Genomic DNA, 12,241 nt, shown 5'->3' with positions numbered 1-12,241 from the left:
ATTGCTTAAAATTTTAGCATAATTCACGCAAAAGTCAATCCTAGTTTTTCGATAGGAATTAATTTTTTAATGATATAGCACAGTAGAGAAATAAATGAAAATAGAAAAGAAAAAAGGACGGATTATGTTCCGGCCTTTTTTATCCGTATGTTTATTTTTTGCGCAAGTTTCCTAATTCTTCAGCGATTGCCTGCATCTCGCTTGGGCTAAACGTGTTTTTTCTCATCACCATTTCGTAAATTTCTTTTAGCTCATCATACCATTCTTCAGAAAAGTGGGAGGGCTTAATCGCGTCAAAATTTAAGACCTTTAGCTTTTCTTTTATTTTTTCCACCATGTACTTCACGTTTTCCGCTGATTTTTTGGATAGATCCATTTTTTTTGCTCCTTCCTTTTGTAAAGATTACATGTATTGTAGCAGGTTATCGGTTATTTTTAAAACATTATTGATTATTTTTTGCGCCCTCCCGTTCTGTACGCAAACAGGTTTGCAATCTTTTTTGGCGATCCGCCAAGCATCATTGCAATATTTGTTGTGAATCGTACGTTGTTGGTGGATAATGATGTAAATTTCGTTCTTCGTCCGGCGAATTTGGAATGCTGGAGAACAAAACGCTTTTTGTACATTGTATAATTTATATCGAATCGATTCGTTATCATTTATCATCTATCATCTCTTGTCTTATAATGTAATTAACGAATGAAAAACGCATTTTCATGATCCAGTATATCCATTTGCTTTATATTTGTTCGACTTATGTAAAGATTGTTCGCTGTAATGTAAATATAATACATAATTAACAATAATAGAATGTTTTTATATAAACCATTAAATGGAATCGAAGGAGGACGTGAAACAATGGTAAAGGTATTGTTCGTTTGTTTAGGGAATATTTGCCGTTCTCCGATGGCGGAGGCGGTTTTTCGGCATTTAGTAAAAGAGAGAGGATTGGAAGGGAAAATTATCGTGGATTCTGCAGGAACAGGGAATTGGCATGTGGGAGAACCGCCGCACGAAGGGACACAGACGATATTAAGGAAAAATCAGATTGATTTTTCGGGAATTCGCGCTCGGCAAATTTGTAAAGAGGATTTGCGCGAGTTTGATTATATTATTGCGATGGATGCAGAAAATGTCGGAAATTTGCGGCGATTGGCCGGATACAATCAAACGGGGTTTATCGGCCGGCTGCTTGATTTTGTTCCAAATAGCGAGATTGCTGATGTGCCTGATCCGTACTATACGGGAAATTTTGCGGAAGTATATGACCTCATTCAAAAAGGGTGTGAACATTTATTAGATGCAATTATAAGAGAGAAAAAACTTTGCGAAACAAAGGAGGAAAAATAAGTGAAAAGAAAAGGGAGCGTATGGAAAAATATATTAATTGGAGCGGCAGTAGGAGCTGCATTTTCTTTATTTGGCAAAATTGGAGAAAAACAAGCTCGTTCTTCATTGCCAATGAGACTGAAACAATGGCGGCGGTCCGTAGAAGAGATGGCAGAAGATGTCGAGTTTATGATGGAAAAAATAAAAGACATTGTGGAAAAAACGCCGGAAGTGATCGAAATAGTAAGGGAAGTGTATAGCCGGAAAAAAGAGGATCGCCCCAAATAAAATGATGAAGAGGGAAACGATGCATGATGATCGATTTAACGTTTATTCGTGAAATGGCGCGGCGTTTTCAAAAAGATGAGATCCCCCGACTATCTGCGGAATTGGCTTACTATTTTCTTCTTTCCCTATTTCCATTTCTTATTTTTTTAATTACATTGCTTGCTTATTTGCCGATTCCACACGAAGATCTTCTGTCCATCATCCGCCAGTACGCCCCAAAGGAAGCTATTCATTTAGTGGAGGCAAACGTTCATCGGGTGATGGATGAGCAAAACGGAAGATTGTTGTCACTTAGTATTATCGGTGCGATTTGGTCCGCTTCGAATGGAATGAACGCGATTGTCCGGGCGTTCAACCGCGCCTACGATGTCGTGGAAAATCGTCCTTTCCTTGTTGCGCGGGGAATGTCTGTACTGCTTACGCTTGGGATGATTTTTGTCATCATCGTCGCTTTAGTTTTGCCTGTATTCGGCAAAATGATAGGGCTGTTTTTATTTTCCGCTTTTGGTTTTCCCGCGACGTTTTTAATGATTTGGAACGCGATGCGCTGGGTGATTAGTTCGTTGATTTTATTTGTTGTGTTTACTGTATTGTATTATTTTGCCCCAAATAAAAAATTGCGTTGTGCAAACGTTGTCCGCGGAGCCATTTTTGCGACAATTGGTTGGATTATCACGTCACTTGCTTTTTCCTACTACGTCAACCATTTTGCCAATTATGCAGCGATGTACGGAAGTCTCGGCGGGATGATTATCTTAATGGTTTGGTTTTATTTATCCGGAATGATTATCGTGTTGGGCGGTGAAATGAACGCAATTTTTGATTGTGAACGTGAAGGGCGGAAGCGTTAATATGCATAAACTTCCTTTCATAAGCGGCGAAAGAGGGGAAACAGTAATCATTGTAAAGAGTTGTTGAAAATGAGAGGGGGATCGTCAATGACGAAACATACAAAAAAAGACGGGGGCACAAAGCAAAAAGGAAAAAACAAGCCAAAGCATAAAACGAGCGGCAGCGCGAACGGCCAAAACGGGTACCATTAAAAAGAGAAAAAAGAATGGACTGTCATGCGACAGTCCTTTTATTCGGCGATTTCTTCATGATGGTGATAGTACAGCTCGTAAATATATTCGATTTCCGCATCTGTCATATAAGCAAGTTGATCTCTGGAAATTCCTCTTACTTTTTCAATAAACTCAATCATGTTTTTTCGTTCCGCTCTAAGCATTGCTCATCGCCCCCTCTGTTTTAAAACAGATTAATTAATTGTTGTCATTATTATATAACAGATAAAAGAAAAAGGTCAATAATTTTTTGAAAATAAAAAAAGAAGGTCATAAATGGATGACCTTCTTTTTTCTGTTCCATAGCAGCAGGAAAAAGGAAAGGAAAAGAATGGCACTGATCGTAAAGAAAAAGTTGTTGGTGCCATATTCGATTGCGAAACCGTTGACAAACGGGCCGATCATGCTGCCGGTGCTGTACAGCATACCACATAGCAAGTTTCCAGCTGGGAGAAGCTGTTTTGGCAACAAATCTGCCATATACGTAATGCCGAGTGAAAATAAAGAGCCGACAAACATACCGGCAATAAAGAAACAAGCGGCAAGGCCGACAAGAGAGCGATGGAATAAATAGGCTCCCAAAAAACTGACACTCCCGATCAATAAAGCGCCGGCAATGACTTGTTTTCGCCCCAAACGATCGCTTAATAATCCAAGCGGCAATTGAAAGGTGATGCCGCCGAGTGAAAAGGCCGGTAAAATCAATGCCACATGTTCTATTACAATATGTTCCCGCAAAGCGTAAACAGGGAAAACGGCATGAACCGCCGCTTCTAAAAAGCCGTAAGTGAACGGCAGCAATAAAGCAACCCACGCGTATTTCCACGCATAAACAAAACGATCGAATGTGTGCGCCAAACTAGATTGTTCGCTTTCTTTCGGCCGTTCGTTTTGCAGAAAAAAGACGCTACACCAGCCGATCAGGCTAAGCAGCGATGATAAAAGAAACGGCAACGATTCCTTGAATTGAATAAGTGACGCTAACAGCGGGCCAGCAGAAAATCCAATGCCGAAAGACAGTCCGTATAACGACAGGTTGCGGCCTCGCCGTTGCGCCGGAGAAAAGTCGGTAATCCACGTTTGTGTCGCAAAATGGAGCATATGGTCGCCAATTCCGATGCAAAGGCGCAGAAAAAACCAAAACAAAAACGAGTGAAAAGCTGGAAATAAGGCAAGCGATAATATTACAATAAAACCACCAAGGATAATCATGGGCCGGTATCCATATTGGCGGAGCGGCTTTTCCAAAAACGGAGAAACCAATAGGACGCCGATATACAATGCCGTGGCATGCATGCCGTTTAAGGAAGAAGAAACCCCATGTTTTTCAAGCAACATCGAAAGCAGTGGCAGCAGCATCCCTTGCGATAAACCGGAAATGGCGACAATGCCGATTAAAATCCAAAAGCGCATCGCTTTTATACCTCGTTTCTGAAAATGTCATCGTTTAACATGGTACATAGTTTATATGTGCAAGGCAAGAAGACCGAGGAGGGATAATAAAAATTAGGAAGATTAGAGGAATAAGCCCGCGATTTTAGCTGCCGGCAGTTGGCTTATCTGCTTGAAGAAGCGCTGGATTTGGGGTTAAAAGGAAACGTAGTTCATCGGACGGGGAGGGGAATTTTATTCCATACATATAAACTTGGCTTGGATATCGAACAGAACCGCTTATCTTTTTAGATAAAATAACCCGTGGTGCTAGTTGAGTTTTAACACTCAACTAGCCCAAGAACAACAAGCGAGTAAGCCAGTAAAATAGCATCCAATGCCGTTTCAAATCCAGAAACCGAGTTCGCTCCGAATCTCGGTGATCCGATGTGAATCGACTAAAATCGAAAACACGGTTTCAATCACTTTGCGTTTTCGTTTCATCCCCTGTTTCCATGCATCAGATTGGCGAATTCGCTGATTTTTTCGAACGGGCGTCCAAAAAGCAATTCGATGCTCTTCGTACAGCTTCTTTTGCAGTTTTTGGCTGATGTACCCTTTGTCACCCAGATTATATGGATGTGGAATTTGCGTCATGACGGTTTCAGCGGCCACCCGGTCGTGACAAGACGCTTCGGTGACGACATATCCCATCGGAAGCCCTTGGTCGGTGACCTGCAGATGAAGTTTCAACCCATAGAAAGCGATCTTTTTCGAAGCACAATAGCCGATATCGGCGATTCCACGAAACCGTTTGGCGCGATGCATTCGGGCTGAATGACACAGCTCGATCGGCAAGCTGTCCACGACCGCATACGCATGGTGCTGCCCGCGTTTGGCCAGCTGGTGCCGCATCCACTTGATCGCAAAGCCAAGCGCCCGGCAACGACGGTTGTATCGAGAACGTTCAGGGAACAAGTCCTTGGAAAACAAATTCCCGATCACAAACCGGCGCCAAGCCCGTTCGGAAGTAAAGCCCAGCAACTTTCCAAGGACATGGACGGCAATGATGACCTCGTGCTTCTGTTTCAACCAATGAAGATTTCGACGTTGAAGATGAATCTGGATATTCGATAGTTGAGCTGATACAAAATACAAAATCGATGCATATTGTTTTTGAAGTTTGGCTCTATCTGTTGTAAAATGAAAGTGCTCTTGCATGGGAACTCTCCTTTTGGTGTTTGGTCACACTTTCATTTTAAGGAGATCCTCATGCAAGGGCTACTTTTATGCTTGTCTGATTTTATCTAGCACCACGGGTTATTTTATTTGTTCTAATTTACATTGATTAATTCGATAAACAAAGTCACAGATATTAATATCTTCTTGATTGTGACTTGTAAGTAATATAGTTCGCCCTTCTTCCTTCAACCTCAATAATAAATTTCGTATTCTTTTTACACTTTCCATATCTAAAGCATTAAATGGTTCGTCTAATATTAGCACTTGTTGTTCTTCCATAATTGCCTGGCAAATGGCTAACTTTTGTTTCATTCCTAAAGAAAAATTCTTTACCTTTTGATTGGAATATGGATTTAAACCAACTATTTTCATCGTTTCAATAATCTGTTTATCATCGATTATATCTCTTATTAAAGATAATTCCTTTAAATTTTGAAAACCGGTTTTATTCGCAATATAACCAGGACGATCTATAATAACGCCAAAATTTTCTGGAAACCTTTTACTCTTACCTATTTCTGATCCTTGTATAGAGATTGTCCCTTTATCTGGAAATATAAATCCACATATCATTTTAAATAAAACTGATTTACCCGAACCATTCGGTCCTACAATTCCATATATTTTACCTTTCTCTATGTCTAGATTAATATTTTCGAACAGGGGATTTCCCTTAAAACTTTTATAAACATTATTTATTGAAATAATAATAGACATAATATCGCCTCCACGCTAAATTTTTAAGCTTTTCGTAAAAAGATATTTTATTACCAAATAAACGAGAAAATTAGCCATTAATAAAATTAAGGTTATATGGAATGGCGAAAAATCTTCCAAGTAAACCAAGCTATTTAATCCCACAGGAATTAGACCTAGTGGATTAGTTCCCGGCAACATTAATATCATAAAAACGCTAATCAATATCAATCCATGCACTGGTTCTTTTCTTATCCATGAAACAATAAAAACTGAAAATATATAAAAAACAATTTGCAAGAAACCATTAATAAAAAAGTGATAAAAAACTGCGTATAAAGAAGCATTAAATACTGTTGTATAAAAGTTGAGTTTCATCCCCGTAATTGCACCCACACTTATGGAAAGTAATGTAAGTAAAAGGAGTAAGAAAACTACTTTTATTAAAATTTTTTTAAACCAACTCCAAAACCACTTATTTAAATTCCTGAAGCGAATAATCTTGTAATATCCCATTCGATCTATCTCTTCACTTATATAGACATTAACTAAATAAATAAATCCAAAAAACACTATTGAATAAAAGAAAAAAGGGAAATATATAAAGTTTTCTGAACTAGAACCTCTAAAAGACATTATCCATACATCTAATATGGTTCTTTCACCGGAATTTAAAGAGATAGATGTTGAAACAATCCCCAAAAAACATAAAAATAAATAAATTAGCAGGGAAAGATAAGGTTTTATAGTTTGAAAGTACTTTTTTTTATTTAAGTCTAACAATAGTAAATATAACAGGCATATAATGATTAATCCTAATAGAATACCAAAACCTAAGATTGGTGAATTAAATGAATCAAGATATTTTGTAACAGAAAAATAGGTGGTTGGAGATAAAAATGCAAATTCTTTAGGTAATAATTTAAATCCCGCCATCCCACCAAGAAAAAAAATAACACAAATTATTAGTATGAAATTTTTATTTCTAGTGGTTACATATAATAATGACAAAATTAGATGTAACAAAGAAAGTGTTAAAAATAATAAAATTAGCTGAAATATAAATGCCGATAAAGGTGTTTGAAAAAATACACTGATTTTATTGAGGTTATTATAAATATGATTTGAATTACTAAATTGGCTCCAGTTCCAAGAAAAAGGTAACCCAATCGTCATATATATAGACATAAATGCCCAAATCAATAATAGAATAGAAGTTTTCTTCCAAAAATGTTTAAGGGAGCGAAATACCCATTTTTTTAACGTTCCTAATCGAATTAAGGTTTCATAATTAAAATCCGCCAAAATAGAGGTTGTTGAGATAAACAGTTCTAAAGGAATTATAAAATAAACAATAATATACATATCATTTAGCAAATTCAAAGTAATATCCCAACCGTTTACAACCATACCTACCTTATAAGCGTTTCCTACGATTTCATTCTTCATCACTGCACCATAGAAATAGATAATAACTCCTAGTATTACCCACTTAAAACTTATTAATTCTTCTAAATATCTAGCCATGTTAAATTTAAAATTTCCCATATTTATATCATCCAGCCTTCTTTATTACGAGTTACTATAAAATATAGAATACATAAAACGATTAATAGAAACGTAAACGGCACCAGTACAGTCCATAAAGGTTGCTGTTCAATGTTAAATGGAAATATAGTACTTATTGGTGAAAATCGTGCTATACCAAATACACCTACAACAAAGTTAAAAATATGATAAAACAGGAATGGTGCGGATAAAGCTACAAAAGGAAGTCTTATGATAAGCATTAGTAAGAATGCAATAGTTGAGTATATTACAGCGTTTATGGCAACCCATAACGAATAAACTATACCGTAAGTTAAATCTCCATACTTTAAAAGTTGAGAAAATGTAACACTGGAATAATGATTGCCTCTAACTATCGGAGAGTACTCAATGATATTTAAATAATAAGGTTCAATGAATACAGCAAAAGTAAATGAAAAAAACATCATCAGAAGTATAATAAAACCTGTTAAAAATGCATTAATTATACCTTTACTGAGAATATAAATGCTTAAGGGTACTCTAGGACGAGTATATGTAATAAAATTATTTTTCTGCTCTTGTAAAAAATTTGGCAAATAAATGATAATAACAAGAACAGGAAAAATTAATGGAATAATCCTTCCGACCATTTCTTGAAATACTTCTACTGATTTGAAAAACATGTAACCTTCCCTTATTGGATAAAAAGATACTAATGGTATTAAAGTAATGATAGATAACCAAATTAATATATTTTTTATAGTAATGGCTCTTTTGAATTCAATCCACAGTTGAGTAGTTAGCATTATTATTACCTCTTTCTCATTGAAATTTGTAAATCATAATAAGTCTCTTAATATAACTTTAATCTCTATGTAACAGTATAACATTTTCAATCCTTTTTTTTCAACTTATTCATAATTATCAAAAATTATCTTTAATTAACAAAATATTACTATTATAATAATATTGACCTCACTTAAGTAAGTGTGAGGTTAATATATCAATAAAGGAGAGGTACATATGAAGAAAATTAAAGCTCTTGTTCTTGGATCAGCCTTTGGTTTACTCATTACCGGAGGGATAGCCCAAGCTAAAACATCATGGCAAAACTATAGCGAAATTGTCGGTGCATTTAACGGAAGTGCGTATACTGACTATCAAGATGTTGAAGATTTTACTAGAGTTGAGGCAAAAATAGATATTCATAGTGATTCCGTAGGAGGAGATTACACTGTTGATGTAAGAGGACAAAGCAACCATGGTTATAATACCTCCTGGGTACGAAATGTTGGGGATAATAAGTATTATACGATTTACACTGGTCATTTGGTACAGCCAGGACTAGCATATAGACTTCAATTTAGTAATGATCTTACTACACCTGTAAAGGTAGCAGTTAAAGGACAATGGAAGACTAATTAATCAAAAACTGAACATCCTCATAGAAATTTCAGGCATTGCTAGCATCCTTTCTGTACCTCCACTGTTTTGTTCTTCACAACCTTAAACAGTAGAGGTATTTTAGGAGCTGGCAAGCCTTTTTTTATGCCATGAAGCTCTGCGCTTTTTTGTTACAGAACTCTGTACTTTTATTTTGCACTAAACAGCTAGTTGAGTTTTAACACTCAACTAGCCCAAGAACAACAAGCGAGTAAGCCGGTAAAATAGCATCCAATGCCGTTTCAAATCCAGAAACCGAGTTCGCTCCGAATCTCGGTGATCCGATGTGAATCGACTAAAATCGAAAACACGGTTTCAATCACTTTGCGTTTTCGTTTCATCCCCTGTTTCCATGCATCAGATTGGCGAATTCGCTGTTTTTTCGAACGGGTGTCCAAAAAGCAATTCGATGCTCTTCGTACAGCTTCTTTTGCAGTTTTTGGCTGATGTACCCTTTGTCACCCAGATTATATGGATGTGGAATTTGCGTCATGACGGTTTCAGCGGCCACCCGGTCGTGACAAGACGCTTCGGTGACGACATATCCCATCGGAAGCCCTTGGTCGGTGACCTGCAGATGAAGTTTCAACCCATAGAAAGCGATCTTTTTCGAAGCACAATAGCCAATATCGGCGATTCCACGAAACCGTTTGGCGCGATGCATTCGGGCTGAATGACACAGCTCGATCGGCAAGCTGTCCACGACCGCATACGCATGGTGCTGCCCGCGTTTGGCCAGCTGGTGCCGCATCCACTTGATCGCAAAGCCAAGCGCCCGGCAACGACGGTTGTATCGAGAACGTTCAGGGAACAAGTCCTTGGAAAACAAATTCCCGATCACAAACCGGTGTCAAGCCCGTTCGGAAGTAAAGCCCAGCAACTTTCCAAGGACATGGACGGCAATGATGACCTCGTGCTTCTGTTTCAACCAATGAAGATTTCGACGTTGAAGATGAATCTGGATACTCGATAGTTGAGCTGATACAAAATACAAAATCGATGCATATTGTTTTTGAAGTTTGGCTCTATCTGTTGTAAAATGAAAGTGCTCTTGCATGGGAACTCTCCTTTTGGTGTTTGGTCGCACTTTCATTTTAAGGAGATCCTCATGCAAGGGCTACTTTTATGCTTGTCTGATTTTATCTAGCACCACGGGTATAAAATAGTGTAAAAGGATTTTTTATATGTTGGAAAGGTGGAGTCATCACGATGAATAAAGTATTTGCGTGGATGGTATCGATCGGAGTTCCATTATCGGTAATCGGCAGTTTTCTTCATTGGCCCGCCGTCTTGATGTTTGCCGTCTATTGTTTAACGATTATTGCTTTAGCAAGCTATATGGGGCGCGCTACGGAAAGTTTGGCGATTGTAGCCGGCCCTCGTATAGGGGGATTGCTCAATGCTACGTTCGGCAACGCGGTAGAGCTCATTATTTCCATTTTTGCTTTAAAAGCAGGGCTTGTGGAAGTCGTGCTCGCCTCACTTACCGGTTCGGTGCTTGGCAACTTATTGTTAGTGGCTGGCTTATCGTTTTTTGTTGGCGGCCTTAAATATAAACGGCAAGAATTCAATGTATATGATGCCCGCCATAACGCAGGATTGCTTACGTTTGCGATTTTAGTGGCATTTGTGATTCCTGAAGTGTTTACAATGAATATGTCGAGTCAAGAAAAGCTATCGCTTAGCGTCGGCATTTCGATTATTATGATTGTTTTATATTTGGCAGCGTTATACTTTAAGCTTGTCACCCATCGCGGTGTATATCAGCAAAAATCGGATGTCGTGGAAGAACACGAAAAGCCAGAATGGACGAAAGGAAAATCGATTTTGATTTTGGCGCTGGCGACCCTCGCCGTTGCCTACATATCCGAGAGACTTGTCCATACGTTTGAAACGGTGGCAGAATCATTTGGATGGAGCGAATTGTTTATCGGGATTATCATTGTCGCCATCGTTGGAAACGCAGCAGAGCACGCTTCGGCTGTGATTATGGCATACAAAAACAAAATGAATGTTGCCGTCGAAATCGCGATCGGTTCAACGTTACAAATCGCTATGTTTGTTGCGCCTGTGCTTGTCCTAGTTTCTTTGCTCTTTCCAGAAAAGATGCCGCTTGTTTTTTCGATGCCGGAATTGATCGCGATGGCGACATCTGTACTTTTGACGATCGTTATTTCCAATGACGGGGATACGAATTGGTTTGAAGGGGCGACATTGCTCGCCGCTTATACGATTATGGGAATTGGCTTTTATTTGCTTTGATCGAAAAAGGCTCTGCCAAGCGGTGGAGCCTTTTGTCATAAATTTTTTTCGATACGGATAAACGGTATTTTTTTGAAAGAAAATAATGGTGAAAGTAGCAATGGAAAGGAGCGAATGTTAATGAAAAAATGGAGTATCTGTCTTTTTATTGGCATGTTTATGATGTATGCTACTACTTTCACCGCTGATGCTTCTTCTAGACAAGTTGGACCGAACTCGGTAGTGGATATTGCGAAAGAAAATACGTACCCAAACCCGACGCAAGATTTGCCGCATTTGGAACCAAGCAAATTTACGAAACAGCTCTTAAATTCGGCAAACGTAAAAATTGAGAATCCAGAACTGATTCGGCTTCTTAACGAATCTTCCGTTTCAAGCACGCCGTTTGCCATTGGATATCGGGCGACGATTTACTTAGGGCAATGGCCGCTTCATTATCAATCGCTAGAAACGTCAACGAATTGGGAATATCAAAAAATCAATACAAACTTTCTTGATAATCGCGGCGGCAATGCTCCACAAAAACTATATTACAGACAAGAAATGCAAAAACATGTGCGCGGCGGTTTAACAGCGCAAATTCCAAATGAAGAAGCGGTACAAAAAATGATGCTGAATGCGGCAATGAAAAAAACGAATTTACCGTTAGCGTTCAGCACGGTGGTTGGGATTGGGACGAAAAAAGATCGTCCATATGCAGTGCCTGCGAAAAAGCTCGGCTATTTGTACGCTTATGCGCCAGCCGTGAATGAAAAAGGAAAAGTCACCTATGGAGAAGTGTATGTTGTCCTGAAAGGGAATAAAAAGAAAATTGTCGTGAAAAACGTCACAACGCGGGGGATTGGCGCGTGGATTCCTGTGCAAGACCGTCTATATTTTTCATACGTCACAAGCGAACAACCGCGATAAAAGAGGGTGTCCCCATCGCTTTTGGGACACCCTTCTTCTGTGCTGCCATATATGCGTTATCGGAACAATAAAAAGCATTCCGTTTGTGGGCAAACAATCTTTTGAG

Annotated in this window: 12 protein-coding genes and 2 pseudogenes; 6 read left to right on the top strand and 8 right to left on the bottom strand. The window is 38.5% G+C overall.

Annotation, left to right across the window (positions count from 1 at the left end; all coding sequences use genetic code 11):
• Nucleotides 1-151: 151 nt before the first annotated feature.
• Nucleotides 152-376, bottom strand: a complete 225-nt coding sequence (locus MWM02_RS17185) for a DUF1128 domain-containing protein (protein ID WP_003252983.1) — start codon at nt 374-376, stop codon at nt 152-154.
• A 483-nt stretch (nt 377-859) separates the two neighbouring features.
• Between MWM02_RS17185 and MWM02_RS17180 the strand changes: the two genes are divergently transcribed.
• The 3 genes from MWM02_RS17180 to MWM02_RS17170 are packed head-to-tail and all read left to right on the top strand — an operon-like array spanning nt 860 to nt 2,469.
• Nucleotides 860-1,351 (top strand): low molecular weight protein-tyrosine-phosphatase, encoded by a 492-nt coding sequence (locus MWM02_RS17180; RefSeq protein ID WP_064553308.1) that lies wholly within the window; start codon nt 860-862, stop codon nt 1,349-1,351.
• Nucleotides 1,352-1,618 (top strand): hypothetical protein, encoded by a 267-nt coding sequence (locus MWM02_RS17175; RefSeq protein ID WP_064553306.1) that lies wholly within the window; start codon nt 1,352-1,354, stop codon nt 1,616-1,618.
• A gap of 23 nt (nt 1,619-1,641) precedes the next feature.
• Entirely contained in the window at nt 1,642-2,469 is an 828-nt protein-coding gene (locus tag MWM02_RS17170; protein ID WP_064553304.1) for a YihY/virulence factor BrkB family protein, read from the top strand.
• Between the two features lie 230 nt (nt 2,470-2,699).
• Here MWM02_RS17170 and MWM02_RS17165 read toward each other — a convergent pair whose 3' ends face one another.
• From MWM02_RS17165 to MWM02_RS17140, 6 genes and pseudogenes are all read right to left on the bottom strand, one after another.
• The gene (locus MWM02_RS17165; RefSeq protein WP_064553302.1) at nt 2,700-2,846 is read right to left on the bottom strand and encodes a BH0509 family protein; all 147 of its coding nucleotides are present in this window, start codon (nt 2,844-2,846) and stop codon (nt 2,700-2,702) included.
• Between the two features lie 106 nt (nt 2,847-2,952).
• Nucleotides 2,953-4,095 (bottom strand): MFS transporter, encoded by a 1,143-nt coding sequence (locus MWM02_RS17160; protein WP_064553300.1) that lies wholly within the window; start codon nt 4,093-4,095, stop codon nt 2,953-2,955.
• Between the two features lie 299 nt (nt 4,096-4,394).
• Nucleotides 4,395-5,274: pseudogene (locus MWM02_RS17155) on the bottom strand (IS982 family transposase).
• A gap of 99 nt (nt 5,275-5,373) precedes the next feature.
• Nucleotides 5,374-6,012 carry an ABC transporter ATP-binding protein gene (locus MWM02_RS17150; RefSeq protein WP_244402541.1) on the bottom strand — a complete coding sequence of 213 codons (639 nt, stop codon included), beginning with the start codon at nt 6,010-6,012 and terminating at the stop codon, nt 5,374-5,376.
• Nucleotides 6,013-6,027: 15 nt separating this feature from the next.
• Complete coding sequence (locus MWM02_RS17145) at nt 6,028-7,539, bottom strand: hypothetical protein (RefSeq protein ID WP_244402540.1); 1,512 nt, start codon at nt 7,537-7,539, stop codon at nt 6,028-6,030.
• A gap of 2 nt (nt 7,540-7,541) precedes the next feature.
• Nucleotides 7,542-8,327, bottom strand: coding sequence for an ABC transporter permease (locus MWM02_RS17140; RefSeq protein ID WP_244402539.1), 786 nt, complete (start codon nt 8,325-8,327; stop codon nt 7,542-7,544).
• A 217-nt stretch (nt 8,328-8,544) separates the two neighbouring features.
• Between MWM02_RS17140 and MWM02_RS17135 the strand changes: the two genes are divergently transcribed.
• Complete coding sequence (locus MWM02_RS17135; RefSeq protein WP_244402538.1) at nt 8,545-8,946, top strand: hypothetical protein; 402 nt, start codon at nt 8,545-8,547, stop codon at nt 8,944-8,946.
• A gap of 196 nt (nt 8,947-9,142) precedes the next feature.
• Here MWM02_RS17135 and MWM02_RS17130 read toward each other — a convergent pair.
• Nucleotides 9,143-10,021, bottom strand: a pseudogene (locus MWM02_RS17130) (IS982 family transposase).
• 152 nt (nt 10,022-10,173) lie between these two features.
• On the opposite strand from MWM02_RS17130, the gene cax reads away from it, so the two are divergent.
• Both cax and MWM02_RS17120 read left to right on the top strand, forming a co-directional pair.
• Nucleotides 10,174-11,226: a calcium/proton exchanger gene (cax, locus tag MWM02_RS17125; protein WP_244402537.1), complete on the top strand. Its 1,053-nt coding sequence runs from the start codon at nt 10,174-10,176 to the stop codon at nt 11,224-11,226.
• A gap of 120 nt (nt 11,227-11,346) precedes the next feature.
• Entirely contained in the window at nt 11,347-12,135 is a 789-nt protein-coding gene (locus MWM02_RS17120; protein ID WP_064553296.1) for a YfkD famly protein, read from the top strand.
• Nucleotides 12,136-12,241 lie beyond the last annotated feature (106 nt).

This window comes from Parageobacillus sp. KH3-4 (genome assembly GCF_022846435.1).
GTDB lineage: Bacteria > Bacillota > Bacilli > Bacillales > Anoxybacillaceae > Parageobacillus > Parageobacillus thermoglucosidasius_A.
This window is presented reverse-complemented; position numbering and strand designations above follow the sequence as displayed.

What these genes read in the sequence shown, in the direction of transcription:
- MWM02_RS17185 (WP_003252983.1), bottom strand. Translation starts at nt 376, where the DNA reads ATGGATCTATCCAAAAAATCAGCGGAAAACGTGAAGTACATGGTGGAA.
- MWM02_RS17180 (WP_064553308.1), top strand. Translation starts at nt 860, where the DNA reads ATGGTAAAGGTATTGTTCGTTTGTTTAGGGAATATTTGCCGTTCTCCG.
- MWM02_RS17170 (WP_064553304.1), top strand. Translation starts at nt 1,642, where the DNA reads ATGATGATCGATTTAACGTTTATTCGTGAAATGGCGCGGCGTTTTCAA.
- MWM02_RS17165 (WP_064553302.1), bottom strand. Translation starts at nt 2,846, where the DNA reads ATGCTTAGAGCGGAACGAAAAAACATGATTGAGTTTATTGAAAAAGTA.
- MWM02_RS17160 (WP_064553300.1), bottom strand. Translation starts at nt 4,095, where the DNA reads ATGCGCTTTTGGATTTTAATCGGCATTGTCGCCATTTCCGGTTTATCG.
- MWM02_RS17150 (WP_244402541.1), bottom strand. Translation starts at nt 6,012, where the DNA reads ATGTCTATTATTATTTCAATAAATAATGTTTATAAAAGTTTTAAGGGA.
- MWM02_RS17145 (WP_244402540.1), bottom strand. Translation starts at nt 7,539, where the DNA reads ATGGGAAATTTTAAATTTAACATGGCTAGATATTTAGAAGAATTAATA.
- MWM02_RS17140 (WP_244402539.1), bottom strand. Translation starts at nt 8,327, where the DNA reads ATGCTAACTACTCAACTGTGGATTGAATTCAAAAGAGCCATTACTATA.
- MWM02_RS17135 (WP_244402538.1), top strand. Translation starts at nt 8,545, where the DNA reads ATGAAGAAAATTAAAGCTCTTGTTCTTGGATCAGCCTTTGGTTTACTC.
- cax (WP_244402537.1), top strand. Translation starts at nt 10,174, where the DNA reads ATGAATAAAGTATTTGCGTGGATGGTATCGATCGGAGTTCCATTATCG.
- MWM02_RS17120 (WP_064553296.1), top strand. Translation starts at nt 11,347, where the DNA reads ATGAAAAAATGGAGTATCTGTCTTTTTATTGGCATGTTTATGATGTAT.